The following is a 24,846-nucleotide window of genomic DNA, read 5'->3' on the forward strand; positions in this document are numbered from 1 at the left end:
AATCCTCCTGTGTTTGTTATTTTAAGCACTGCATAGCCTTAACTGAACCGTATTGAGTCAAAACCAAGATTTAGCTATTCCTATTGACCTCGTCTACCTCAGGGACTATGTTATGCGGCGATCGCCATTGGTAGATTCCTTTTGATGATAACCTGCGCGAAACTAGCCGCTACGATGCTGCTGGGCGTATAATTACCTCCGTTGATAAAGCTGGACGCGAAACGCGCTTTGTTTATGATGATGTCGGTAGGCTAATTGAAACTCTCAATCCAGATTCAACACCAAATAATTGGGATGACAATACTAAAACTCGTACCGAATATTACAGCGATGGTCTAGTAAAAGCCCAAATTGATGAGCGTGATAATCGCACAGAGTTTCGCTAAGATGCGGTAGGTCGGCAAAATCAGGTAATTTACGCAGATGATACACCTGAGCACTTGTGTATATACGGTAGCGCTATAGCGGAGGGGAATGGAAGCGGGTTTCCCTTAATCCCCTCCCCGCAGGCGGGGAGGGGAGACAACGCGCAGCTTTGGCTCTTTGGGGTTCTTCGGGTTTAATAAGTAATCAAGCGGACATAATATAAGTCGCACATCGCGTGATATTTAGTTGTTTCAACCATTGCGATCGCATCCTGTAATATTAGGCTGAATGACTTGACGATCAACAAAAATAAGCATCATGAGTATTATCGTCTTCGGCAGCATCAATATAGACTTGGTAGCAACAGCACCCCGATTGCCAGTCCCAGGAGAAACGTTGCTAGGAGAAGACTTTTTTCAAGTTTCGGGAGGTAAAGGAGCTAATCAAGCTGTAGCATTAGCAAGATTGGGAATTCCTACCCAAATGGTGGGGCGTGTAGGTGCAGACGGTTTTGGTGTAGAACTTGTCAACAATTTGCAAGCATCTGGTGTGCAGATTGACAATATTTTCGTGGATAAAACTGTTAGTTCTGGAGTCGCCATCATCGCCGTCAATCATGCGGGTGAAAATCAAATTATTGTAATTCCTGGTGCAAATGGATGTGTCAATCAAGAAGATGTCGAACGATTGTCCCATTTATTACCATTAGCTACAGCACTGCTTTTACAATTAGAAATTCCGATTACTGCCGTGGTTGCAGCCGCTAAAGCCGCCAGAAAAACCAAAATAACCGTAATTCTCGACCCTGCACCCGCCCAATCTGATTTCCCAGATGAACTTTACCCGTTAGTGGATATTATCACCCCGAATGAAATTGAAGCAGCGCAGTTAGTGGGTTTTCCGGTGGATGGAGAGGAACAAGCAGCCAAAGCAGCTGAAGTTTTATTACAACGGGGTGTGAAATGTGCGATCGTTAAACTGGGTGCTAAAGGTGTTTTTTGTGCCACTGCTGAGGAAAAGTTTTTTGTACCCGCGTTTCCAGTTCATGCGGTTGACACAGTAGCTGCTGGCGATGCTTTTAATGGCGGCTTAACAGCGGCACTTTTTGAAGGACTTTCTTTAGATCAGGCAGTTGTTTGGGGTGCAGCAGCAGGTGCTTTGGCAACAACAAAACTAGGCGCACAAACTTCGCTACCAGATAGGTTTACATTTGATGCGTTTCTTAGCATCTCTGAGACTTTAGAATAAAGCGCCTTTTGTCAATCAATTAAAATATTCTTAATAATAAGGTGTACCAATCAATGCCAATAAAAAGCCCTCAAAACCAGATGAGGGCTTGGCACTTTTTTCTTAGATATCGGCTCAATTTATTCTAAGCACGAGCAAGCGCAATCTGAGTAGCGTCAAAGTCTTCTAGCCGAGTCATGTTTCCACTGTTCTTATCTACGCTATACACAGTATTAGGTGTTTGATACCTCAGCGCTCCAAAGGCGAGGAGTTGACCTGTTCCAGAGCAAACTAAGCTTTGTAAGCCATTATTCCATGCTTGACCATTAACTTGCAATTGTCCCAGTCTGATCGGGTTTTTTTGATTTGAATCTAGCTGCACCAGAAATGTATCACCATCGGATTCAACTAAAGAGGTATAGAGTTTTCCATCGGGGCATTCAGCTAGATTGCTAACCCGCTCATCCTCCGGGAATTTAACCTTATTAATGAAACTGATCTCTCCTGTTTGAAGGTTAATATCTACCAATCTGATCGGTGGTGTACCGTTATTCTTACCTACTAGACCGATGAGTCGCCCATCATTAGTACCTAGCAAGCTCCCAAGCTGTTGATTCTGTTCAAGCCCTGAAACTATCAAAGTTTTTACAGGTGTACTCAAAAATGTAATCCGAGTGGGTGTCGCCTCTTTCCTACTAGTGCTAACAGGAGTAATGGCTACGACCAGTGTACCATCGCTTAAAGAAGTGAAGCCGCTCAATGTCTCGTTAGACTCTACTAAAGGTGTACTTTTGTTCACAAGTATCTGAGCTTTTCCTGTGGTTAAGGATTGCAAAACAAGTCCTACAGGCTTAACATCTGTGGCTACATTTTTTGGGGTAATGCTGTTTAATTCGGTGGTGTTTACCTCTGGACTATCCGTTTGGTCACTGCTGATAATCGGGCTAGAACCTATACCGATAATTTTTAAATTTGGTGTTTGCCCGAAGGCTTTGTTGGTTTGATAACTAAGTCCAGATACTATAGTTCCAGCAAGTGCCAGCTGGCCAAATTTTCGACGTGATAGCTTGTAATTCATATTTCCACTCCTAGAGTTTAGTTAAAGTGCAGTGTATTGAACGTAAACGGGTAAGGCTAAAATAATTGCGTCCAGGTTGCTACTGAGGGTGTCCCATTGTTGTCACTAATAAAAAGCATGTACCAACCTGGTGGTGCTATGTTTCGATTGTTTGTTAGTGTGACATTCAGAGAAGTCGCGTTCCGAGAATTAATCGGTACATCCACTAACCTTTGTTCTGTATCGCAGGAATGGGTGGTCGCCATTGGTCTAATCAGACTAACCCATTTAATATTCCTAGCCTGGGGTGTTTGAATCGTAAATTGCAGCCCGTAGCTCAATGTTTGAGGAGCTCTCTGAATGATTGGTCGTGACCGCGACATATACGCAGGACTGTAGATTTCTAATCGCAGTTCATTGACTCTCCGTTGAGGATTGCCTCCAGCTGCTATTACCCTACCATCTGGCAGGAGCAAGGCGACTGAGTGATATACGCGGGGGACAATTTGTTTAGCTACTGCTGTCCAGGTATTTGTGGCTGGATTGTAGATTTCTGCTGGCAGCATTGATTTTGTTGTGTCCTCATTCATTTTGCTACCATTGCAAACAAACACTGTGCGATCGGGCAACAAAACTGCGCTCAGATGCATCCGAGCATATTTTAGAAACCTTGATCCTACGTAAGTTGGATTAGTCCGGTTTAGATTTACAATATTCACCCTGGCTGTTGTCGTAGTATCATTACCCCCACCCATAATCATCACTTTTTGGTCTTGTGCGGGTGGTAAAAGCACGCTGGCAGCTTGATTACCGAAATCTTGATCTTGCAGCCCTGGCACCAGTTTTTCTGTGATGGATTGTGTAAATGTCCCCGGCAGGGTTAGTATCCTTGGCGTCACTCCACTGCCGCCCATGTGACCACCTGAATAAAAGATGTTTCCATTACTTAGGAGAAACAGCTGTGCGTATTGCGGGTATGAACTACTTGTTGGAAAAGCGTTCCAACCATTTGCAAATGTAGAAGAATAAATTTCTGGTTGTCTGTTGAGGTTGCCATCTTTATCTAATCCAGACACTGCAAGGATACGACCGCTCCCTAGTGTTAACGCAGTAGCATACCACCGGCCATTATTCATTGATGCGTTCTTGACCCATTTCTCGGTAATGGGATTAAACATCAGAACAGAGGGTGAACCATAAAATGGGTCATAGCGCAGAGTTCCACCCACAACCATTAACATCCCATCAGGGGTGAAGGAGTGACCAGCGCAAAAAAGGTCAATAGGTTGATTATTACTATCCAATGGAGGCGCTTGACGGGAAAAGGTTCCCTTGTTTACATCCCAAACCACACTGTCATAGGGAGTATTTAACCGAGTGGGATCATTACCTGAGCCACAGAAAAATAATATCTTACCAGTCCGAAGTAGGGCGGCATGTATAGGTAGGATTGGAGAACTGTACGGCAATACTTGCCATTTGTCTGTAGTAGCACCCTGAGCTATTAAAGTCCCTAAATCCGTTTCTTCTAGAAGGTTAGTTTTGTTATTAAGTTGAGTCACTTTATCTACAATTATTCCTACGTAAATTTGATGTTTTTGTTCTTTCTTTCTTTGAGTAATTTCTTTCTAAACTTATATTTTTTTCGGTTTACTTAGTGTTAAGGTGTGATGTTATTTCTATCAAGATCATGTGAAGTTAGGTTATTAAATAAGTAATTGCACTGAAAAATTTATGCGATATAGTAGCTAATTAAGCGTTATATTAGGTTTTTGAGGGTAAGGATGAACGATGCTTTTAAATACGACACGTAAACGCACTGAGAAGTCAGAGGGTCGGTTTTCTTTGCTCAGAACTTCTCCTTCCCTTAGTGACGCTGCACAAATGGAGACGCTGCGCGTAGCCCCCTTCGTCGTCGGAGTATGGTAGCAGTTGCGCCATTGACTATCATTAGCTAAAAAATTGTGTTTACGATGTGGATTTTTGACTAGGTTTTAAAGACCACTACTTATTGATAAATAAATGGTTGATCACCTTAACTTTTCAGCAATCCTGTTATGTTACATAGGTTACATACATCCAAAGATGTAATTTCCATGACGATTAGCTTAAAGCTGAGACATTTTTTGTAATGAGCATGATACAAAATACAGGCAAAGCGTAGTAAAGTAGTAAAACTCAGAGTGAGTTGTAAGCATGGAAACCTACTTAGTTGAAACAGTGGTAATGTCAATCCCTCCCAAAGCCAGATTGTCGCCATGAGCAACTCAACTCGGATGGATGAGGAGAAAAATCTCCCAAAGAAAAAGGGCAGAACACTCCCTCCCAAGCTGATCATCTGGCTGGGAAAGTATGTCTGGACGACTATCTGGCAGATCATGATGTCAAAGCTTGCTCCTAGCAATCAGTCGGGAGCGTATATTCGTCCGAATAGCCAGTTTCGGAAGTTCATTGGCACAGAGTTAGGGAATCTCTACCCACCAGCAGAGGGGCGCTACAAACTCTATGTTGGGCTGGGCTGTCCTTGGGCGCACCGAACCCTGGTTGTGCGATCGCTCAAAAAACTCGAAGCAGTAATATCAGTATGTATCGTCTCTCCTTCTCCCATTGAAGGCGGTTGGATATTTAACCAAGAGGAACAGGGTTGTAGTACACTAGCTGAATTTTATCAACTGGCAGAACCTGGTTACAGTGGACGCTCTACAGTGCCAGTACTATGGGATAGCCAAACAAAAACTATCGTCAATAATGAGAGTTCAGAGATTATTGTGATGCTGAACTCTCAGTTTAACGAGTTCGCCAACAATCCCACACTCGATCTCTACCCAGAAGCACTCAAAGAGAAAATTGACTGGTGGAATGAGAAAATTTATCAGGCGGTAAATAACGGTGTGTATCGCTGCGGCTTTGCCCAAACTCAAGAAGCATACAATCAAGCTTGTAATGAACTGTTCACAACTCTTGATGAGATTGAAATTGCATTGCAGACTAATCGCTATCTGTGCGGAGACAATCTCACACTCGCAGATGTGCGTTTATTCACAACGTTATTTCGGTTTGATAGTGCCTATTACGGGTTGTTTAAGTGCAATCGGCGGCGAATTCAAGACTATCAGAATCTAGGAGGTTATCTGCGTGATCTATATCAGCTTCCAGGTGTTGCTGACACCTGCGATGTCGAGAGTGTGAAGCGGGACTACTACGGGAACCTATTCCCACTCAATCCAGGCGGAATCATTCCCGATGGGCCTGATATGTCTTATCTTGATCAACCACATGGTCGCGATCGCATCGGCAAAGTGAATGCTTCATAAGGTACATTAAGAAGTAGGTGTAATCGTGAACCAGATTAATCGAGTTGCAATTGTCGGTGGAACTCATGGCAATGAGTTTACAGGGGCTTATCTAATCCAAAAATTTGCCCAGTTTCCCCATCTAATTACTAGACCAAGTTTTGAGACAGTCAGTCTATTAGCAAATCCTAAGGCTTTTGCCGCCAGGAGGCGATATGTAGAGAAGGATTTAAATCGCTGTTTTCTCAAGCAAGATTTAGCAGATGCGACTCGGAACAGTTACGAAGAATTGCAAGCTAAATCAATTCAGAACACTCTAATATCAAATGGGGATAAAGCAGATTTCATCTTAGATTTGCACAGCACTACAGCTAATATGGGTCTGACAATTATTTTGGTAAACAGTCATCCCTTAAACTTGAAATTAGCTGCTTATCTGAGCCAAATTAATCCTTTGGTGAGGGTTTATCGCTGCTCTTTTAAATCAGTTGAAGAAAACCCATTTGTAAATTCTCTGTGCGAATTAGGCTTTATGATCGAGGTTGGTCCCATTGCCCAAAGCCTCTTAAAAGCGACGTTGTTCCAACAAACAGAAGAACTTGTTCACACAGTTATGGACTATCTGGAACAATTTAACCAGGGTGAAATTCCATCAACTAAAGAAACGTTGATTCTTTATGACCATTTATCTGATGTGGACTATCCAAAAAAACAGGATGGGACAATATTTGGAATGATTCATCCAGAGCTTCAGGACAAAGATTATCAAGCCTTGAATCCAGGAGATCCAATTTTTCTAACTTTTGATGATCAAACAATTGTTTATCAGGGAACATCTACCGTTTGGCCGATTTTTATTAATGAGGCAGCTTACTACGAAAAGGGAATTGCCATGTGTTTGACTCAGAGACAGCAAATCAATATTTAGTGCTTAGAAGCCCTGAGTCGAAGTCCGAAACTTGACTGATAAAGCCCAAAAATAACAGTCTATTTTACGCTTAAAATTGTCCTAATATTTAAACTAATAATGACAACTAAACGACCAGCAAACAAACCAATAGCCAGTCTTTCTTTAGATTTGGATAATATTTGGTCTTATCTAAAAAATCAGGGCGCTCCGGGTTGGGAGACTTTCCCATCTTACCTGGATATCGCAGTACCTCGTTTCTTAGATATTCTCCAGCAATGGGATTTGACAATCACAGTATTCATTGTCGGTCAGGATGCAGCGCTGGAAAAGAATACTAAGGCATTACAAGCGATCGCGATCGCTGGTCACGAAATTGGCAATCATTCATTTTATCATGATCCTTGGCTACATCTGTATTCAGAGGATGAGATTGAACAAGAGGTGGCCTTGGCTGAAGAACATATCAAGCGCGTCACTCGTCAACATCCTATCGGTTTTCGAGGGCCTGGATACAGTTTTTCTCCTGCGGTATTGAAAGTCTTAGCAAGACGGGGATACGAATATGATGCTTCGACTTTTCCCACATTTTTGGGGCCTATAGCACGAGCTTATTATTTAATGACCTGTAAACTGAGCAAGGAAGAACGCAAGAAACGGGAAGCTCTATTTGGCGGTTTCAAAGACGGTTTGCAGCCTCTAAAAGCTTACCAGTGGCACATGGGTAAGGATAAACTGATTGAGATTCCCGTTACCACGATGCCAATTTTCAAGGTGCCAATTCACTTCAGTTACATCATGTATCTGAGTACCTTTTCTTCGGAAGTGGCATTACTCTACCTGCGAATTGCTCTGTGGCTATGTAAACTTACACACGTCCAGCCTTCTTTGCTACTCCATCCTACAGACTTTTTAAGTCAAGAGGATGTGCCAGAACTATCATTCTTTCCTGGTATGAGCGTTCCCACCTACAAAAAGCTGGCAATAGTGAATAAAAGTTTAGAACTTATATCGAGTCAGTTCAATGTTTTGACTGTTGGACAACACGCCAAATTCGTAGCCGGCGCCCGTCAACTGCCTGTATTAGTACCTCAAAAGAGGTAATATCAATCCAATTTGTATCCTTAATTACAAACAAAATAAACTTTGACCTGTTTTTGAGAAGGAGAAAAGAGTGTTGGCAAAAAGATAAATTTATTTTTAAAATAGTTACCGATTCTAATGTCTTGATTAAAAACCTTTGGTGATATCCTTCCCCAGAGGTTATTTTTTGAAGATGCGATGTCTAATCAGATTTTTTAATACTTGTCTAGATTTTGAATAACAGCCAGTTCTCTTGAAGGCAGCTGACATTTGCTAGCAAGAATGTGTAAAGTAAGTGAGTGCGCTTACTATATTCAATCTTTGAAACATCTATCTATGGCTAGAAAAAATAAACGTCTTTTGCTGCTAGTTCTTTCCTGTAGTATAACTGGTGTGATTTTAGGAGGTACTGCTGGTTGGGCAGAAAGTAGTCTCTGCTTGGATGACAGTAAGGTTACAAGTGAGTGTCTAACTCAAAATCCAATCCAAAAAACTATCCAAGGAATGAGTACCGGATTGTTAGCTGGGGCTGGGGCCGCTTTCGGTGCAGTATGGCAGTTACGGCATGAAGATTGAGCGTGAACTACCACTAACCCGGAGTTCCGGGTTAGATTAGGTTTCTGTACTAAAATTCTGATTTATGTGGCTTTGGAAGAATACCGATCTATTAATGCACGAGCAAATTTCTGGTGTTGTTCAGCTAGATGTTGAGGAGAGATGAACTGAGCATTGCCCATAAAGCGGTACACCCAGCGACAAAACTCCTCCAGCGATCGCTCAGGCAATTTAACAATATAATCTATGTAAGTAGGTTTGCTATGTGTCTTATTTATAAGTCTGGGTTAATCGCCTGGATTGGTGAACGAAATAATCAGCTTTTTGGTCACTTACGTTGTTTTATTGACAAAATATTACCCCAGATATACATTGCTGAAACTATTACTGTAAAAGGATTACGATTACAGCCTTAACGAACAATTTCCCCGTTTCGGCGATCGCTGAGGTTTTCGGGGTTTGTCATAGTGTGCGTTTTGGTGATCGCAGTATTGAAAGTGGCTCATCAAGTCCAAGCGCGTAACTTTTGGTATCACTGCTCATTTCACCCTTTGCACTATGCTGCCACTATGACCCTATCAAGGTTTGAGGCTTTATTTTCTAATACAAATTCAAATAATATAGCTAAAACTTGGAAACCAAAGTCGCGTAAGCCTTGCAGCGATTGCTTTCTCCAAGACTGATGATGAAAGAGGGCTAAGTAAAATTTACCATTTTTCCCTATTCACGCAACAACGCCTATCGTCAAGGTTTCTGAGCGATGGTGCAGGCATGGTCAAGCAATTCCTCCCCATTAGCGAAGTCGCCTTGCAGTGCATCCGCCGTATCTGTCAGCAAGATGAAGCCATCGCTTCCATCCTCGAATACCACCCCCAGCACCACGAGAGTCTGGCGTTTCATGTCATGTACCATGGATTGTTGTACATCTTGTGCCAGCAGCACGAATGGATTCACGCCTTGCAAACTTGCGGAATCGACGCGCCTGGCCCGATAGGGATGCCCATCCAGATGGAAAGGCAGATTCGCCCAGTGCGACCCAATGGCGCTTAAGTGGGCGCGTAGTTGCGCCCGCACGTCGGGGGCTATGCAATCGATATGGATGTGCAACTGGTTCTGGCTGCGTCCAAAGGCGGAATTGACCGCCATGCCTATCGCATCCCTCGCCAGCCTTCGTCCCAAGCGCTGCGATATTAGAGCGCGCGAGTCCCAGGCGGACTTCCAGTAATTTGGGGTATCCCTCGCCAGCAGGCTAGCGCTTTCAATGCCGGAAATCCGGGCAGTTGGTAGAAGCAGATATTGCGTCTTTCCTACCCGGTCTTTCAACAGGACATAGCCCTGTTTCAAATCAACCAAGGTACAAGGCGCGGGATTGCCTTGCTTTTCTTGGTTGGGGACGCAAGCCTCATGGACGATGCGCCACAAGGCATTGCTCTTGCGAGTATGATCGGCAATCAAACCTGTCACCGCACCTACCAGTACTAGCGCGGTAACAGCCCTGCGCCAGAGACGGGACTTGGGCAAACCTCTTGTAGAAAATAGGCGCATTACTTACTTCCTATGTGGCATTGACAGTATACAAATTCTTAAAAGTTTACCAATTAGAGGTGCTACTTAGCAAAATTAGCTTGACAGACTACTACTCTGTAAAGTTTGAATTGAGGGATAGAGTCAGGGAAAATAATCTAAAAGGAATTGTGACTGAAAAAACTTAGCACTGATGCCAAAGAAAAAGTACATCGTCACCTTGACAGCCGAAGAGCGAACAGTATTAGAAGAGTTGACTAACCCTCTTTTGTCACTCACTCTATGCAGAGGAAAAATAGAAATCGGAGTTAGACAGTAAAATAAAAAATGGCGATCGCTTCAATAGGCGATCATACAAATTATCCGAAAGTACTAAACTTAAACCATCAATACTACCATGCTCAAACTATTGCCCAAATTTTCAATTTGGATCGCAACTGCTGCTCTTACCACTGGTGTAATTGCAACAAGTCAAGCCCAAAACTCTACTGTTAGCTATGACTTCACAATCAATGTCATTTCAGCATCTGCGTGTGAAGTGAGTTTAAGCACCTCATGCCAATAAGAAAAAGACTGCAACTATGATAAAGCCTGCTGTTGAGTTTATTGCTCCTTTTATACATTTACAGCCAATGATTTCCATGCTTTCTGACAAGCCAATTGTCTAACTGTGCTAACACTTAGCTGCAACGGACTGAATCGATATCTGGGTTGGGATGCAAAGAAGCAAGCGTGTGGGTGCATTTGCATTCTTGGTGGGTTATAGAGAATAATCACAGATAAAGCAGCTTTGGCATCTTCGTGCGAGAGAATAAATATAAAATATGGCGATCGCAATCGATTTTGGTACTAGCAACACAGTCATTGCTCGTTGGAACCCTGTAACCCAACAGCCAGAAACCCTGAATCTACCGGGTTTATCAATTAAACAAAGTCTCAATCCGCCACTGATTCCCAGCTTGGTTTATGTTGAAGACGCAACCCAAAATAAAGTCTTAGTCGGGCAACAAGTACGCGATCGCGGTCTTGACCTCAAGGGCGAAACGCGATTTTTCCGCAGTTTCAAGCGGGGTATCGGTGCAGATATCCAAGGTTTCTTACCGGAACTAGATGGGCAAATTGTCACTTTTGAACAAGTAGGGCAATGGTTTCTTACTCAGGTGATTGAGCAACTAGCACCCCTGCAAGGTGGGTTAGATTCTCTCATCTTAACCGTACCCGTAGACAGTTTTGAAGCTTATCGTCACTGGTTGGGAAAAGTTTGTCAAGCCCTTCCCGTGGAACAGGTGCGGATGCTGGATGAACCCACAGCCGCCGCCTTGGGTTATGGCTTGGCAGATCAAGAAATTCTCTTGGTGATTGATTTTGGTGGCGGTACTTTGGATTTGTCTCTTGTCCTATTAGATCAAGGCGTGCAAGCAACCACAAAGCCGCTTGGATTTATCCTCAAATGGGGTAATAAGTCCTTGGCTGAAGATTCAAAACAAAAAGTCAAAACTGCCCGTGTCCTGGCGAAAGCTGGGCAAAATTTAGGCGGTACTGATATTGATAATTGGTTAGTAGATTACTTTGCCAAAACTCAAGAGTTGGCGGTAAGTCCGTTGACAACACGATTGGCAGAACGAGTAAAAATTCAGCTATCAACCCAAAACCAAGCTAGTGAAGTTTATTTTGACGATGAGACATTTGAAAGCTATGAACTGGAATTAAACCGCGACACTTTTGAAAATATCCTCAAAGAACACGCATTTTTTGAGTTACTGGATGAGTCGATGACAACACTGTTGCAGCAAGCAAAACGCCAAGGGATAGAACTTGCAGATATTAATGCAGTTTTGTTAGTTGGTGGGACAGTGCAATTGCCGGCAGTGCAGACATGGATCAAACAGTATTTTGAGCCAGAAAAAATCCGTTGCGAACGTCCTTTTGAAGCGATCGCTCAAGGTGCATTACAGTTAGCTCAAGGGATACAAATCAAAGACTTTCTGTATCATAGTTATGGTATTCGCTACTGGGATCGCCGCAACCAGCGTCACAAATGGCATTCTTTAATTAAAGCTGGACAGGCATATCCAATGAGTCAGCCAGTGGAATTAGTCTTAGGCGCTTCTTTGGAAAATCAGCCTAGTATTGAGTTAATTATGGGAGAATTGGGAGCAGATACAGGTAATACTGAAGTTTATTTTGATGGCGATCGCTTGATTACTCGCCGTCTGGATGGTAGTGAAACCAGCGTTAAACCCCTCAACGATCAAGAAGGCGCGAGGACAATTGCCCAACTGACACCAGTCGGATATCCTGGAAGCGATCGGATAAAAATCCTTTTTCAAGTTGATGAGCAACGCTTTTTGCGAATCACCGTTGAGGACTTGTTAACTAATGATACGCTGTTGGAAAATCAACTTGTGGCACAGTTGAGCTAGATATAATGCACATCATCAGTCGTAAAAAGCTGCGCGAATTTTGCCAAAATTATGCTGATTTCTGTGATGCACTTAAAAACTGGTACAAGGCAGCTAATAAAGCTACATGGAATAATCTTGCCCAAGTGCAAGCAGTTTATCCTCAAGCAGAAGCTGTTGGGAATTTTACTGTTTTTAATATCAAAGGCAACAAATATCGTCTGATAGTTGATTTGGTTTATAGTGACCAAATAACTTATCTTAAATACATTTTGACGCATGCAGAATACGATAAGGATATGTGGAAAAATGACCCTTACTTTTAACCGTGAAACTTATGCTAGTTTGCTTGCTAAATATCAACCCAAGGTTATTAAAACAGATGTGGAAAACGAGCAAGCTATTGCACTAGCTGAGGAACTGTCTCATCGAGTTAACCGAACTTTGGAAGAATCGGCATTATTAGATTTGTTGATCGCTCTGATAGAAAAGTATGAGGATGAGCATTATCCAATGGGAGAATCAACGGCACACTCAATGTTTCTCCATCTGATTGATGCTCAGAGTGTTAAGGAAGCTGAGTTGGTAGCAATTCTTGGTTCAAGAGAGGTTGTTTCTCAAGTTATGAGTGGAAAACAAGAAATTACCCAGGAAATGGCTAAGGACTTAGGCAAATTTTTTCACGTTGATACTAGTTTGTTTGAGAATTAGGGCTTTTAAGATCGTTACCCAGAACCCTTGTAGAGACGTAGCACTGCTACGTCTCTACATTCTTTTTCACTCCTATGTCTATTGAAATATCCACTTGCAGATTTTTGTATTGCTTTTCAGACTACAAGATGAAGTGCTGAATCTGGGTTAAAAGGGCGGTTAGAATTCGCCAAGGCTTAAGTTTGCATGAATGCACATCTACGCCCCCCTACCTCTAAGGACATTTAAATTTATCTAAAATCGATAGTCTTGAAGCCGGAATGGGAAACATAATACTCAGTTGCTCAGGACTTTTGCTATTTCCAGGAGATGTAGCTTTAGCTTTTCACAGGGTGGGAGATGAGAGAGAATTTACTTTCCCTGCTCCCACGCTCCCCTTACACGGTGATACTACCAGAAAATAAAACTGCATGGAACTGAAAAATCACTGGTTGGCTGCAAATAAAGTTGCTTTACCACGACTACTACAGTGGGTGAATCTCCGACCAGAGGAGAGCGAACGAACTCAGTTAATGTTTCTATTTTACACAACTGTATCTGTAGGATTGCGGTGGGCAGAGGACAGTACAGTGGCGCTGTTTTTGGATGAATATGGGACTAACCTACTGCCGTGGATGTATATTTCCAGTGCCGCGATGAGTGCCGGACTGGTTTATTTATACTCTTGGCTGCAAAGGATTTTTCCCTTACGCCGGGTGATTGTAGCGATCGCACCTTGTATGTTGATGCCATTAGTTTTATTAATTTTAGTCCGTTGGGGATCGCATTTTTCCTACTTGGCAGTGATTTCGGTATTTCTGCTGCGGCTGTGGGTAGATGCACTTTATGTAGTCAATGACCTCAACACTTCCATCGTCGCCAACCAACTATTTAACATTCGGGAGATTAAGCGCACTTACCCACTGGTAAGTAGTGGTCTTTTGGTAGCAGATGTAATCAGTGGTTTTAGTTTGCCTTGGCTAGTGCAATACACCTCGCTAAATAAGATCATCCTCATCGCCTGTGTAGTGATTTTATTCGGATCGGGGATTCTATTTTATTTAACTAATCACTATCGAGCAGCTTTTCCTGAAACCCCACAAAGACTAATTCCTGAAGAACAAGGCTCACGGCAGCGTTTTGTTAAAAGTCCACTGAAGCGCTATGTCTTTTCGTTGTTTGCCTTTGTGGGTTTATTACAAGTCATTGGGTTGTTAGTAGATTTTCAATATCTGCGTGAACTTCAAGCGAATTTGAGTGACCGAGAACTCGCTAGCTTCTTGGGTATTTTTGGGGGGATGTTGGGACTGTGTGAGTTGTCGTTGCAGTGGTTTGTTTCCAGCCGAATCATCGAACGGATGGGAGTATTTTTCACAGCCACGCTTTTACCAATCACCGTCGGCTTTTCCCTACCAGGGGTGCTGCTATTGCTGTATTTAATTCCAGCCATGCAATCGCAAAGCTTTTTCTGGGGTCTGATAATTGTCAAATTCTGTGATGAACTTCTGCGCTACACCTTTGTCATGAGTAGCGGCCCCATCTTGTACCAACCGATTCCAGAGGCAATTCGCAGCCGGATGCAGACTTTATCTGGCGGAACTGCCGAAGCGATCGCTACAGGTTTGACAGGAGCGCTAATTTTTGTAACTCTATTGTTTTGTGGGCGGTTTGTACCTGTACCAATGCAAAAATGGGTGTTGGTAGCAGAAACAATGCTGATCGCTGGCACCTGTTTAACAGTAGTTTGGGAATTGCGATCGCGCTATGTTGAACTGTTAGTCTTGAGTGTAGCGCGGGGTCAATTGAGTGCAACCAATGTGGGCTTACGATTCTTCAAGCAGGGGGTAATCAAAGCTTTAGCAGAAAAAGGCAGCGAGACTGATAAACGCTCTTGCATTGAACTTTTAGCCCAAATGGACTCCCCAGGAGCTGCGGAGGTTTTAGCACCTCTACTAATCAAGTTAACCCCAGATTTGCAGCGCCAAAGTTTGGAAGTAATGCTGATGGCAGGTGCAAATCCCACTTATCTAGCCGCCATCCGTCCTTTGTTAGAACAATCCCAAGAAACTAACCCCGAAGTTTTTGCTTTAGCACTGCGCTACATTTGGCTGGCTGAACCAAATCCCAATTTAAGCCTCCTAGAAGAATACCTGAACCCCCGCCAAAACTCACTCATCCGCGCCACCGCCGCCGCTTTAGTCTTACGTCAGGGAACGCCGATGCAAAAGGTAGCAGCTACCCAAACCATGCGCCGGATGTTGACTCATAAGCTAGAACGCGAACGGGTGAATGGAGTCAGAGCGCTCAGAGAAGCAGTTTATTTGCAGGCGCTGCGGATTCACATCCCGAATTTATTACAAGATGAGTCTTTACGGGTGCGCTGTGCCGTATTGGAAATGATTGCAGCAACTCATTTAGAAGAGTACTATTCGGCGCTGATTGCAGCACTTTATTACAAATCAACCCGCAGTACAGCAATGTCAGCCCTAGTGCGACTGGAAAATGAAGCTTTAGAAATGCTGTTACGGTTGGCTACTAATATTTACAAACCGGAAGTAGTGCGGATGTATGCTTGGCGCACCATTGCTCAAATTGGCACCCAAGAAGCATTGGAGACTTTATGGGAAAACTTGGAAACATCTTATGGTATTACTAGGGATCATATTCTTCGTAGCTTAGTAAAAATACATAAAAAACCAGGAATTATAGGTTTAGTTGATCGATTTTATGAAAGTCGGGTAGAAAATTTAATCAAGCAGGAATTAAAGTTTTTAGGTGAGATTTACGCCGCATATATTGACTTTAAAACATTAGACCAAAAAGGAAATCATCAATCCAGTCAGAGGATTGTGATTGTTTGTGAATTACTGGAACGCGCCCTTTTAGAATTAGAATTGGATGTCAAAGAGCGGCTGCTACTGCTACTAAAACTGCTTTACTCGCCAGAAAAGATGCAGGCAGCAGCGTTCAATCTGCGATCGCTCTCATTGGTAAACTTAGCACGAGGGTTAGAAATCTTAGAGCATACCATAACTTTGTCTTCAAAGTCCTTATTGCTGAATATTTTAGATAACCGCCCGCAGTCAGAAAAATTGCAACATCTTATAGAAGCCAAAATCGGAGAATATGAGAATATGGTAATTAGCGATCGCCTCCACAGATTGCTAATGTTGGGTAACTTCCTTTCTGACTGGTGTTTAGCTTGCTGTTTTCATTTTGCTCAAGTGACTCGCATCCCACTGACCAGTTCTGAGATTTTAGTGAGTTTGCGTCATCCAACTGGCTTTGTTAGAGAAGCTGCGATCGCATACTTAAATATGGTTTCACATCGCGTTCTCCTGCAAATCCTCCCCCAGTTAGAAAAAGATCCACATCCTCTAGTGGCGGCTCAAGTTAAAGAGTTGCTCGAAAAATACCAGGTTAAAACTTACAATTGAAAAAATCTCTGCTGGAATAATTTCATACCAGGAATTTCCCTATGGTGCTTAAATCAGCGATCGCTGAGGAAATTATTACAAACAATCTTAAGCAATTTCTGTTGGTGCTTTCGGTGTCTCTCAGTGTGGCGACACTACCGCAGATATTTAGCTGGTTTCGCCATATACCTTACACTTTACTACTGGTGATTGTCGGCTTAGGGTTAGCCTTTGCGGATGTCCGTTTAGTAACCCTTTCCCCGGAATTAATTTTGTTCATTTTTTTACCACCGCTATTGTTTGAAGCCGCATGGAATTTAAAATGGTCAGAACTGAAGCGGGATTTAGTGCCTATTTGCCTGTATGCGGTGTTTGGGGTGGTAATTGCGATCGCCGGGGTAGCGATCGTTCTCAATCAACTCGCTGGTATTTCCCTAACTACAGCTTTACTGATCGCAGCCAGCCTTGCTGCAACTGACCCTGTTTCTGTCACCGCTTTGTTTCGTGAACTGGGCGTAGATAGTCGTCTTGTCACCTTAATGGAAGGCGAAAGCTTGTTCAATGATGGCATGGCTGTAGTTGCCTTTGGTTTTTTGGTGGCGTTATCTTTGGGAACTGTGGAATTGGAATTCCAGCCTATTTTAGTGAAGTTATTTTCAGTTGTTGGCATCGGTGTAGGGGTGGGAGGTTTTATCGGATTTAGCATTTCCTACTTTACCCAGCGCTTTGATTTGCCCTTGGTGGAACAATCCTTAACCCTAGTTTCCGCCTACAGCACTTACCTAATTACCGAAGACTTAGGCGGTTCTGGAGTAATTGGAGTTGTCACCACAGGTTTAATTTTAGGCAACTTTGGCTCTCGTATAGGCATGAGTCCCCGCACCCGGATTATTATCTCCGAATTTTGGGAATTTTTGGCATTCTTTGTTAACTCAATTGTCTTCTTGCTGATTGGCGACCAAATAAGCTTTGCTAGTTTAGGTGAAAACCTGCAAATCATTATGGTGACAGTGGCAGCAATGATTGTGATCCGGGCAATTGCTATTTACATTCTCACTAAATTAAGCGTTAGCATCACCAAATCCGAAATTTCTTTACCAGAACAAACTATCCTATGGTGGGGTGGGTTACGTGGTTCCGTTTCCATTGCCCTAGCATTGAGTGTACCAACGACAATGCCAGAGCGAGAAAAAATCATCGCTACGGTGTTTGGAGTAGTTTTATTTACTCTACTTGTTCAAGGATTGACCATCAAACCTTTGCTGGAAAAACTCAATTTACTAGGTGATGCACCCTTACGTGAGCAATATTTAGAATTAGTTGCCCGTCATGTCGCCCTAGAACGTGTTTTGCAACACCTCCAGGCAGACCAACGCCCCGGTATTGACCCAGATCGCCGTTATCAGGAGACACTAATTAAAGGTGAACTTGCAGATTTACGGACGAAAATTGACAAATTACAGGATGAGTACCCCAATCTTCAGATTTTTATAACGGAACAATTACGAGGAGAACTATTAGCAATTGAGGCAGATACTTATGCAGAATTTGTCAAATCTGGTCGCTTAAATAAAGAATTAGCATCTATGCTTGAGGATGTTTTGCCGAATCATCAAAAAGAAGCTTGACCTGATAAATTTCATTCTGAACTAACAATGTTAAAGCAAAAAATCATCAAATATATTTCGAGATTACCTTTTCATTCTCCTTGGTTTATTATCATTATTTTTTCCGTTCTTGGTTTAATAGGTATTCTCAACCATTCGATGTGGCGAGATGAACTAAATCCCTGGCTGATTGTCAGAGATAGTGAATCTTTCGGCGATTTAATTGCAAATATTCATTATGAAGGTCATCCTATTCTCTGGTATTTTTCTCTAGCAATTCTTAGAAAAATAGTAGATAATCCGATGATTATGCAAATTTTTCATTGGGCAATTACAGTTGTTTCAGTTGCGATTTTTTGTCTATATAGCCCTTTTAATTCTCAACAAAAATTTCTATTTTCCTTTGGGTTTTTTCCTTTTTATGAATATCTTTTAATTTCTCGAAATTATGCCTTTAGTATGTTGTTCATTTTTGCATTCTGTACCGTTTTTTCATCCAGAAAAATAACTTATGTTTATTTAGCAATCTTATTGGGTTTACTAGCAAATAGTAGTGCTTATGGTTTATTGGTATCATTTTCTTTATCATTGACTTTGCTAGCTGAATTTTGTTTTGATAGCGAACATCGCCAGCAGTATTTTAGTCAAAGCCAAAAATCCGATTTATTTTTAAGTATTGCAATTGTCACATTTTCTTTTGTTTTATCCATTTATATTCTGACTCCTCCGATAGATAGTTATCTTTATGGTGGGTTGAATAATGGTTGGATAATGCAACTAGATATCCGTCATTTGTTGAGAAGCATAGGTAGAGTATTTGGTAGTTATTTATTAATTATTCCGGCACACAAAAGATGGTTAGATTTAATTGTTTGTGCAGCAATTGCTTTATTTATTGTAATTTTAACCTTGATTAAACTATCTAAAAAACCAGTTCCTCTATTTTTATACATTATCGGAAATTGTGTAATCTTTGCCTTTACCTACTTCAGATTTCTCGGTATGCCTCGGCATTTTGGACATTTCTATTTAGTTCTGATAGCGGCTTTATGGCTGGGAAGTTATTATCAAGAGTCTACAGTTTTACTCAACAAGTTTTCTATTCGTCCCCATTCAATTGCATTTGTGAACAAATGGCATCATATCGCTTTGATGTTAATTCTTTATGTCCAGTTTGGGGGAGGTATTTATAGTTTTTCTAGAGATTTAGTTGTACCATTTTCTGCAAGTCGAGAAACAGCTCAATATCTTCAAAAAGCTGGGTTAGATAAGGAGTTTATTGTTGCCAGTCGAGATGCAAATATGGCTCCTTTAGCGGGTTATCTCAATCGAAAGTTTTACTATCCTGAGCTTCAAAAAATGGGAAGCTTTACCCTATTTAAAAAAGGTCGTCAAGAAGTCGAACAAACGGAGATATTAACCCAAATTAATTCTCTACTCAAAAATCAAGATAAGCAAAAGAAAATTTTGCTGATTTTAAATAAAAAACTGAATATCAACCGCAATGACTTAAAGATTGTTCCGATCAAAGATTTTCAGAAAAGCTGGGTGGATAGTGAACAATATTATCTTTATTGGGTAGATGAAGCTTAACAATTTAAAATTCATGAAATAACTTTCTGCATCGCCGCGTTCTGTTCATTTAATTGGGGATATCTCACTTTCGTAGAAAGCCTAAATTTCACCCCAGTTTTCTCCTTAGTAAGGAGCTACGGTGTAGTAAAAAGTTTGGTTTGTTGACAAGTTAATAAGTACATGGGATTATTTTCCCATCTTACCAAAAAACTTAAGTTAAAGATGTTAAATAAAAAGTTGAAATTTTTGATACCCATAGCTCCTGCTGCACACTTGGTTACTTTACTTGGACTGCTGCTCGGAGTACATCAAACGGCATCTGCAGCGATGATTACGTTTCAGCAAGCATCTGTAGGGACGCTATCAACCTATACTGAATCTGGTTTTACAACTTCGGCAGTTTCCGGTCCCTGGGTTGCAATTGATTCATACGGGAATCCGGCTCCCTTCATAGAGTTTACGAATGAGGCTGGTCAGAACTCCCTGGCTGCTACAATTCAAATTACAAACGCTGACTCCACGTTTACATTCAGCTCAGTCGATCTTTACTCCAGTGTGACTCCAATCCCTTATGTAATAACGGGATTCTTGAATTCAACGGCGGTATTTTATTTTGAAGGTAGGGTTCCAAACACTTTTGGTAATTTTCAAACTGTGGTCAACCCGAACTCGAATTACTTAATCGACAGCCTGAGAATCTCTCTAACTAACCCGGCATTAACGTGTTGTTCTAATCCTATGGGACTTGATAATATTACTGTGACACCTATTTCCACTACTTCAGTTCCTGAGCCAAATATTTCTCTATTTTTTTTGCTGGGACTTCCAGTTGTCACTTGGCTTCGTCCACGAGACATCTGACTCCTGGCTCAACAATCCGTAGAGACAAAAAAATGGTCTTGAATGCTTAAATCTATAGCGTATAATCCTAATTTTTCGATGTACCTTTTTTCAGTCTTTTCTTCTTCTGTGCCGTCGTTCTAAAGCTTTAAGAAGTTTAGATGGGGAGCAATGCGATGCAAGTGAGGTTAACCGAAAAATGGTGCGATCGCTATTATTACTTCTTATAGACAGGATTTTTCCGAAAGGCTTTAAATGCAGGCTTTGATTTCTAGTCAAGCTTGAGAATCTAGAGGAAATAGAGAACTAATGGATTATCTGTCTTTTGTAGCTCCCACATAGCCCTCTCGCCCAGGTAGCAGGTGTTTGATTCTCTCCCACTGGTATCTCGTAGTGCGTGTCAGCGTTTCTCCTACGGTGATATTTGCAAAACTGAGATGCTCCCATTTAATCTCCCTGTGGATGCTCATCCCACAAGGTTGTCAGTTCCCGTAAACTTTGATGATTGCCATTGCCCAAAATCAGATGATCTAGCACCGGAATGCCCAAAAGCTGCGCTCCTGCTAACAATTGGCGCGTCAATTCTATATCTTCCTGGCTGGGTTCAAGGTTCCCAGAAGGATGGTTGTGGGCAACTATTACCCGCGTTGCTCCTTGACGAATAACTTCTCGAAAGATTTCACGAGGAGAGGCTAGGGTTTCGGTTGCGGTACCAATGGTAATTACTTGTGTACCTAATAAGCGATTCTTCACATCTAACAACACCACTGCAAAACGTTCTTTTATTTGCCACATCAAATCTTGGCTAAGGGTAGCAGCAGCAGCAAGTGGGCTATCAATTAATGTGCCGTCATTAGGACGGAAATATATATTGATTTAATGCTTTAACAGCAATGGTTTCAAGGCCATGAATTTAAACTTGTCCTAAATTTGCCCTAAATTAGACAATGCGATCGCTCCCCGATCCACTATACTGGCACACGCTACCGGACGATGAGAAGCGAATACTATTTCGCACATTAATAGAGAAAGTGGTTATCATGGATGGGGTTGTTGCAGAAATAATTTTAAAAATATAGCTAGATAATTATATCCTCGAGTTATCTGAGGATTTTTTATGTTTCGACTTCGCTCAACACAAGTGTTTACGCTGACAGCCAAAATTAAACAGCGAATTATTGCTCACGCTCAATATGTCCCCAACCTAGAAATATGTGGGTTTGTTCACGAGGCTGACGATACTCAGCCTTGTGCAAATATCTCAGAAAACCCCCAAGAAGCTTTTGAAATTTCAGCAGACTACTTTGAAGAAATAAACGCACTTACGCCAGTAACGGCAATCTATCACACCCACTGGCAAGACTCACAGCCAGCGTTACTTAGCGCTACAGACATCAGTAATAGCAAAGCATCAAAAATACCTTACCTCCTTTACCACACTGCTTTCGGGCAATGGGACTACTACGATCCCAACACCTTATACCCTTATCCTCTAATACCTAATACCCATTCTCCGAAGGAACTCGAATATTACTTAGGTTGGAAATTCGAGTATAACCGTAGCGATTGTTACACGTTGTTTCGGAGTTACTACAAAGGGATGCTGGGTATTGAGCTTCCAGATTTTCCACGGGGTGACATTGAAGAAACGATTTCACCCGATTGGGATATGTTCAGAAGTAACTTTGATGCATTAGGTTTTCGACAACTTGAAGCTGATGAACCGCTTCAAGCCAACGATGTGATGCTGATGTGTATTGTGGGCGATCGCATTCACCACGCCGCGATCCTTTTAGATCCCTCAACTGGGAAGGCGCTGCACAATCTGGGAGAGGGGCGGTTGAGTGAGATATTTATGTACGGTGGGTATTGGGTAGAAAGGACACGGGCTGTCATTCGGTACGAAAAGAACCACGGGTCTTAATACTGAAATTATGCGTAATATATAAACTATAAATAACACATAACTTATATAGAACATACGCATAACACATATAAATCACATAACACCTGCCATAGCTTTTGTAACAGTTCCGATTTGAAATCGGAGCGTATGTGAATTCGTCAACGAAAGAATAAGGCTTTGAGGCTGACCGAAATAACAAACTTGTAAGACTAGAGTGCTTGTGGTGTAAGTTGTTGAGGCTGACCGAAATCTATCTTGCTTGTAAGGGTGTATATAGTACTGACACCCTTTGCCAATTCCCGGAAAAATAGGTAATTGAGTATTTGTAATGGTTTTAGCCATTTCACGGCAAAGGGTAAGAAGATTATTCTTACCCTTTCTGACCACGTTACAAGTTCAATGAGTTCTCCGTTTTTAAAACGGAGAAAGATAATCTTGCCCGTACTCACTTGCTGAAAGCATTGTCATACATCAATCCCGGTTTTTCCCGTGTTTGACTATATACACCTTTGCCAGAGCGGTTTCAAAACGGAGTGAGGTAAGCTCATAAGTAATAATCTACTGAAACCACTGCTGTACATCAATTACCACCAAAATGATGTTTGTTTTAATACATGGTTTCACACCATATATGGAGATATTTTTGTGCGCCTGTAAAACCTATGTCATACAAGTATCTCAGCCATTATGCAGTGCTTTTTGTGCGGTTGTAAGATGTTAGGGTCATATTGTCTCTAACCTCGCTTAAATCATTGCTGTGACTTAATCCTGTAAATTTACAGTTTTGACTCGTTCCGTTTTCAAAACAGAGTGATTCTAATTCGGGGAATTCTCCGATTTGAAATCGGAAAAATCAAAACGCTTGCTGTGTATGGGTTTTACGGGTTGCCAAAATCATTCGTTATAGGCTTCAAACCTTTGCCATGCATGGGTTTTACAGGTTGCCAAAACCCATTCGTTATACCCTAAAACCAAATCTATGTCAGGTGGTTAAGCGTGTGGGTGTAAATGCCCATGACCCAGCAATATGCCTACTGTATTTTCAGCAACCGGATTGTCGCCGCCGTGCGATCGCAGCCAAGCGAGTAACGAAGCCTTTTCAAGCACACCAATATCTGCTGTTTTGTGATCACCATTTCTAAGCTTGGCTCGAACTGGTATACCCGTTTGCCAGTCATCTTTATTACGCCAACGGGCTGAATCAATGTACAGATCAGAATTATCTTTGTTTACTCCCTCTGCCACCCCTTTCATGTTGTCGCGGCTCCAATTCAAGAAAACCCACTAAAGTTTAGCGTATTATAATCAGCCGTAATATGCAGCATCCTTTTATAACTTCCTTTCGTTGGATTGAAGGTAAAATATTTGGCTTGTGCGGTTGGCGCAAATGTAAAATAGTTTCCTTTGTTGATATCTGCTAGCCAAATTCGGTTGCTAAAAGTCGATAAATCATTTATCCACTTATGCACCTGAATTGCCCCACTACTCGGAGAACTGGGTGTCAGAGAGATTAGAAAAGTGAAGAAGGAGCCGTAAGACTCTGGCAAGAATTCCAGCGCTCTACCATCACAAACTATTTGAAATGATGGCGATGGCAACTGACGAAAAGTAGCAGCAATCTGCTGATAGCTATTACCTAGCCTAGTTACTTTCCAGCCCCCGCAAGCGTAGGTTTTACGCGGGATGTAAGTACTGTTGTCGGGACTCCAATAAAAAGCGGTGACTCCTGAAAACGTTTGCAGTTGCGACAGTTTATCAAGGGCGATCGCGGACAGCAGCGCGGGGCTTTGTACATCCCATTCCTCCATCGCCCCTGTTGTCCCAAGAGCTACTACCTGCTCATAGCCGTCTCCTAATTTCGTTTTGGTGACTGGTACGGTGACGCGCTTTGATGCTGCCCAAGTAGGCGGTAATTCCAGGATTGGTGTAGGCATATTCAAAAGTATCTATAGATATATTTATATGGATAGAACCAAATCAGATTCGCAATTCCCTAAGTCTGAAGATATTACTGATGTATAAAATTATATTCTTCACGGAAACTGGATGAGATAACCTAACTATTCATAGGCAGTCATGAAAAATCATAAACTTATGGTGAGTGCAGTCATATTAGCTCTAGCTACTGCGTTTACTTCGTTCCCTGCAAAAGCTGAAGTAACAGTTTGTAAGATTACAGACCCAACTGGAACCCCATTAAATCTACGCATAGCACCCAACGAGCAAATAACAGGCACAGTAAAAAATGGTACAGAAGTTTATATATATGAAATTGTTCCTGACGAAAAAGGACGGCAGTGGGCCAAAGTAGGCTTCAATGGCTTTGTCTGGGGTTGGGTTTTTAGGGAGTTTATCAGTTGCTACTAAAGGTTGTAATTGCTCCTATACATATAAATAT

The 24,846-nt window shown here is 42.0% G+C and carries 20 protein-coding genes and 1 pseudogene; 15 read left to right on the plus strand and 6 right to left on the minus strand.

The features are described 5' to 3' along the window. The first annotated feature begins 152 nt into the window (after positions 1-152). A complete protein-coding gene (locus HWQ38_RS40345; protein WP_366933237.1) occupies positions 153-386 on the plus strand; it encodes an RHS repeat domain-containing protein in 234 nt (77 codons plus the stop codon). Between the two features lie 298 nt (positions 387-684). Then, complete coding sequence (rbsK, locus tag HWQ38_RS05315; protein ID WP_292790774.1) at positions 685-1,614, plus strand: ribokinase; 930 nt, start codon at positions 685-687, stop codon at positions 1,612-1,614. A 124-nt stretch (positions 1,615-1,738) separates the two neighbouring features. On the opposite strand, the gene HWQ38_RS05320 is transcribed toward rbsK, so the two are convergent. Then, positions 1,739-2,671, minus strand: a complete 933-nt coding sequence (locus HWQ38_RS05320) for a hypothetical protein (RefSeq protein WP_292790776.1) — start codon at positions 2,669-2,671, stop codon at positions 1,739-1,741. 56 nt (positions 2,672-2,727) lie between these two features. Beyond that, positions 2,728-4,212 carry a galactose oxidase-like domain-containing protein gene (locus HWQ38_RS05325; RefSeq protein WP_292790779.1) on the minus strand — a complete coding sequence of 495 codons (1,485 nt, stop codon included), beginning with the start codon at positions 4,210-4,212 and terminating at the stop codon, positions 2,728-2,730. A gap of 696 nt (positions 4,213-4,908) precedes the next feature. Between HWQ38_RS05325 and HWQ38_RS05330 the strand changes: the two genes are divergently transcribed. The 4 genes from HWQ38_RS05330 to HWQ38_RS05345 all read left to right on the plus strand — a co-directional run bounded on the left by HWQ38_RS05330 (position 4,909) and on the right by HWQ38_RS05345 (position 8,509). Next, the gene (locus tag HWQ38_RS05330; protein ID WP_292790781.1) at positions 4,909-5,964 is read left to right on the plus strand and encodes a glutathione S-transferase family protein; all 1,056 of its coding nucleotides are present in this window, start codon (positions 4,909-4,911) and stop codon (positions 5,962-5,964) included. 25 nt (positions 5,965-5,989) lie between these two features. Continuing rightward, positions 5,990-6,871 (plus strand): aspartoacylase, encoded by an 882-nt coding sequence (locus HWQ38_RS05335; RefSeq protein WP_292790784.1) that lies wholly within the window; start codon positions 5,990-5,992, stop codon positions 6,869-6,871. A gap of 99 nt (positions 6,872-6,970) precedes the next feature. Beyond that, positions 6,971-7,954: a polysaccharide deacetylase family protein gene (locus HWQ38_RS05340; protein ID WP_292790786.1), complete on the plus strand. Its 984-nt coding sequence runs from the start codon at positions 6,971-6,973 to the stop codon at positions 7,952-7,954. Positions 7,955-8,269: 315 nt separating this feature from the next. After that, on the plus strand, positions 8,270-8,509 hold the full coding sequence (locus HWQ38_RS05345) for a hypothetical protein (protein ID WP_292790787.1): 240 nt from the start codon (positions 8,270-8,272) through the stop codon (positions 8,507-8,509). A gap of 723 nt (positions 8,510-9,232) precedes the next feature. On the opposite strand, the gene HWQ38_RS05350 is transcribed toward HWQ38_RS05345, so the two are convergent. Then, entirely contained in the window at positions 9,233-10,033 is an 801-nt protein-coding gene (locus HWQ38_RS05350; RefSeq protein ID WP_292790789.1) for a CDP-diacylglycerol diphosphatase, read from the minus strand. An 803-nt stretch (positions 10,034-10,836) separates the two neighbouring features. On the opposite strand from HWQ38_RS05350, the gene HWQ38_RS05355 reads away from it, so the two are divergent. The 7 genes from HWQ38_RS05355 (at position 10,837) to HWQ38_RS05385 (ending at position 20,563) form a co-directional block, all read left to right on the plus strand. After that, positions 10,837-12,435, plus strand: a complete 1,599-nt coding sequence (locus HWQ38_RS05355) for an Hsp70 family protein (RefSeq protein ID WP_292790791.1) — start codon at positions 10,837-10,839, stop codon at positions 12,433-12,435. A 5-nt stretch (positions 12,436-12,440) separates the two neighbouring features. Then, complete coding sequence (locus tag HWQ38_RS05360) at positions 12,441-12,740, plus strand: type II toxin-antitoxin system HigB family toxin (RefSeq protein WP_292790794.1); 300 nt, start codon at positions 12,441-12,443, stop codon at positions 12,738-12,740. Continuing rightward, the gene (locus HWQ38_RS05365) at positions 12,724-13,125 is read left to right on the plus strand and encodes a transcriptional regulator (RefSeq protein WP_292790796.1); all 402 of its coding nucleotides are present in this window, start codon (positions 12,724-12,726) and stop codon (positions 13,123-13,125) included. The genes HWQ38_RS05360 and HWQ38_RS05365 overlap by 17 nt, the downstream gene beginning before the upstream one ends. A 410-nt stretch (positions 13,126-13,535) precedes the next feature. Continuing rightward, on the plus strand, positions 13,536-16,541 hold the full coding sequence (locus HWQ38_RS05370) for an MFS transporter (protein ID WP_292790798.1): 3,006 nt from the start codon (positions 13,536-13,538) through the stop codon (positions 16,539-16,541). A 41-nt stretch (positions 16,542-16,582) separates the two neighbouring features. Further along, positions 16,583-18,148 (plus strand): sodium:proton antiporter, encoded by a 1,566-nt coding sequence (locus HWQ38_RS05375; protein WP_292790800.1) that lies wholly within the window; start codon positions 16,583-16,585, stop codon positions 18,146-18,148. A gap of 27 nt (positions 18,149-18,175) precedes the next feature. Then, positions 18,176-19,720 carry a hypothetical protein gene (locus tag HWQ38_RS05380; RefSeq protein WP_292790802.1) on the plus strand — a complete coding sequence of 515 codons (1,545 nt, stop codon included), beginning with the start codon at positions 18,176-18,178 and terminating at the stop codon, positions 19,718-19,720. Positions 19,721-19,924: 204 nt separating this feature from the next. Continuing rightward, positions 19,925-20,563 (plus strand): hypothetical protein, encoded by a 639-nt coding sequence (locus HWQ38_RS05385; RefSeq protein ID WP_292790804.1) that lies wholly within the window; start codon positions 19,925-19,927, stop codon positions 20,561-20,563. Between the two features lie 426 nt (positions 20,564-20,989). Here HWQ38_RS05385 and radC read toward each other — a convergent pair. Then, positions 20,990-21,403, minus strand: a pseudogene (gene radC, locus HWQ38_RS05390) (DNA repair protein RadC); the annotation flags it as partial. 256 nt (positions 21,404-21,659) lie between these two features. Here radC and HWQ38_RS05395 point away from each other — a divergent pair. Beyond that, on the plus strand, positions 21,660-22,466 hold the full coding sequence (locus HWQ38_RS05395) for an NlpC/P60 family protein (RefSeq protein ID WP_292790806.1): 807 nt from the start codon (positions 21,660-21,662) through the stop codon (positions 22,464-22,466). Between the two features lie 972 nt (positions 22,467-23,438). Here the strand turns inward: HWQ38_RS05395 and HWQ38_RS05400 are convergent. After that, positions 23,439-23,702: a hypothetical protein gene (locus tag HWQ38_RS05400; RefSeq protein WP_292790808.1), complete on the minus strand. Its 264-nt coding sequence runs from the start codon at positions 23,700-23,702 to the stop codon at positions 23,439-23,441. 17 nt (positions 23,703-23,719) lie between these two features. After that, positions 23,720-24,382 (minus strand): hypothetical protein, encoded by a 663-nt coding sequence (locus HWQ38_RS05405; RefSeq protein ID WP_292790810.1) that lies wholly within the window; start codon positions 24,380-24,382, stop codon positions 23,720-23,722. Positions 24,383-24,524: 142 nt separating this feature from the next. On the opposite strand from HWQ38_RS05405, the gene HWQ38_RS05410 reads away from it, so the two are divergent. Then, positions 24,525-24,815 (plus strand): SH3 domain-containing protein, encoded by a 291-nt coding sequence (locus HWQ38_RS05410; protein WP_292790812.1) that lies wholly within the window; start codon positions 24,525-24,527, stop codon positions 24,813-24,815. Positions 24,816-24,846 lie beyond the last annotated feature (31 nt).

The sequence above is a fragment of the Nostoc sp. NMS7 genome, from assembly GCF_017115085.1.
In the GTDB taxonomy this organism is placed as follows: domain Bacteria; phylum Cyanobacteriota; class Cyanobacteriia; order Cyanobacteriales; family Nostocaceae; genus Nostoc.

What these genes read in the sequence shown, in the direction of transcription:
- rbsK (WP_292790774.1), top strand. Translation starts at nt 685, where the DNA reads ATGAGTATTATCGTCTTCGGCAGCATCAATATAGACTTGGTAGCAACA.
- HWQ38_RS05320 (WP_292790776.1), bottom strand. Translation starts at nt 2,671, where the DNA reads ATGAATTACAAGCTATCACGTCGAAAATTTGGCCAGCTGGCACTTGCT.
- HWQ38_RS05330 (WP_292790781.1), top strand. Translation starts at nt 4,909, where the DNA reads ATGAGCAACTCAACTCGGATGGATGAGGAGAAAAATCTCCCAAAGAAA.
- HWQ38_RS05340 (WP_292790786.1), top strand. Translation starts at nt 6,971, where the DNA reads ATGACAACTAAACGACCAGCAAACAAACCAATAGCCAGTCTTTCTTTA.
- HWQ38_RS05345 (WP_292790787.1), top strand. Translation starts at nt 8,270, where the DNA reads ATGGCTAGAAAAAATAAACGTCTTTTGCTGCTAGTTCTTTCCTGTAGT.
- HWQ38_RS05350 (WP_292790789.1), bottom strand. Translation starts at nt 10,033, where the DNA reads ATGCGCCTATTTTCTACAAGAGGTTTGCCCAAGTCCCGTCTCTGGCGC.
- HWQ38_RS05355 (WP_292790791.1), top strand. Translation starts at nt 10,837, where the DNA reads ATGGCGATCGCAATCGATTTTGGTACTAGCAACACAGTCATTGCTCGT.
- HWQ38_RS05360 (WP_292790794.1), top strand. Translation starts at nt 12,441, where the DNA reads ATGCACATCATCAGTCGTAAAAAGCTGCGCGAATTTTGCCAAAATTAT.
- HWQ38_RS05365 (WP_292790796.1), top strand. Translation starts at nt 12,724, where the DNA reads ATGACCCTTACTTTTAACCGTGAAACTTATGCTAGTTTGCTTGCTAAA.
- HWQ38_RS05370 (WP_292790798.1), top strand. Translation starts at nt 13,536, where the DNA reads ATGGAACTGAAAAATCACTGGTTGGCTGCAAATAAAGTTGCTTTACCA.
- HWQ38_RS05375 (WP_292790800.1), top strand. Translation starts at nt 16,583, where the DNA reads ATGGTGCTTAAATCAGCGATCGCTGAGGAAATTATTACAAACAATCTT.
- HWQ38_RS05380 (WP_292790802.1), top strand. Translation starts at nt 18,176, where the DNA reads ATGTTAAAGCAAAAAATCATCAAATATATTTCGAGATTACCTTTTCAT.
- HWQ38_RS05385 (WP_292790804.1), top strand. Translation starts at nt 19,925, where the DNA reads ATGTTAAATAAAAAGTTGAAATTTTTGATACCCATAGCTCCTGCTGCA.
- HWQ38_RS05395 (WP_292790806.1), top strand. Translation starts at nt 21,660, where the DNA reads ATGTTTCGACTTCGCTCAACACAAGTGTTTACGCTGACAGCCAAAATT.
- HWQ38_RS05400 (WP_292790808.1), bottom strand. Translation starts at nt 23,702, where the DNA reads ATGAAAGGGGTGGCAGAGGGAGTAAACAAAGATAATTCTGATCTGTAC.
- HWQ38_RS05405 (WP_292790810.1), bottom strand. Translation starts at nt 24,382, where the DNA reads ATGCCTACACCAATCCTGGAATTACCGCCTACTTGGGCAGCATCAAAG.
- HWQ38_RS05410 (WP_292790812.1), top strand. Translation starts at nt 24,525, where the DNA reads ATGAAAAATCATAAACTTATGGTGAGTGCAGTCATATTAGCTCTAGCT.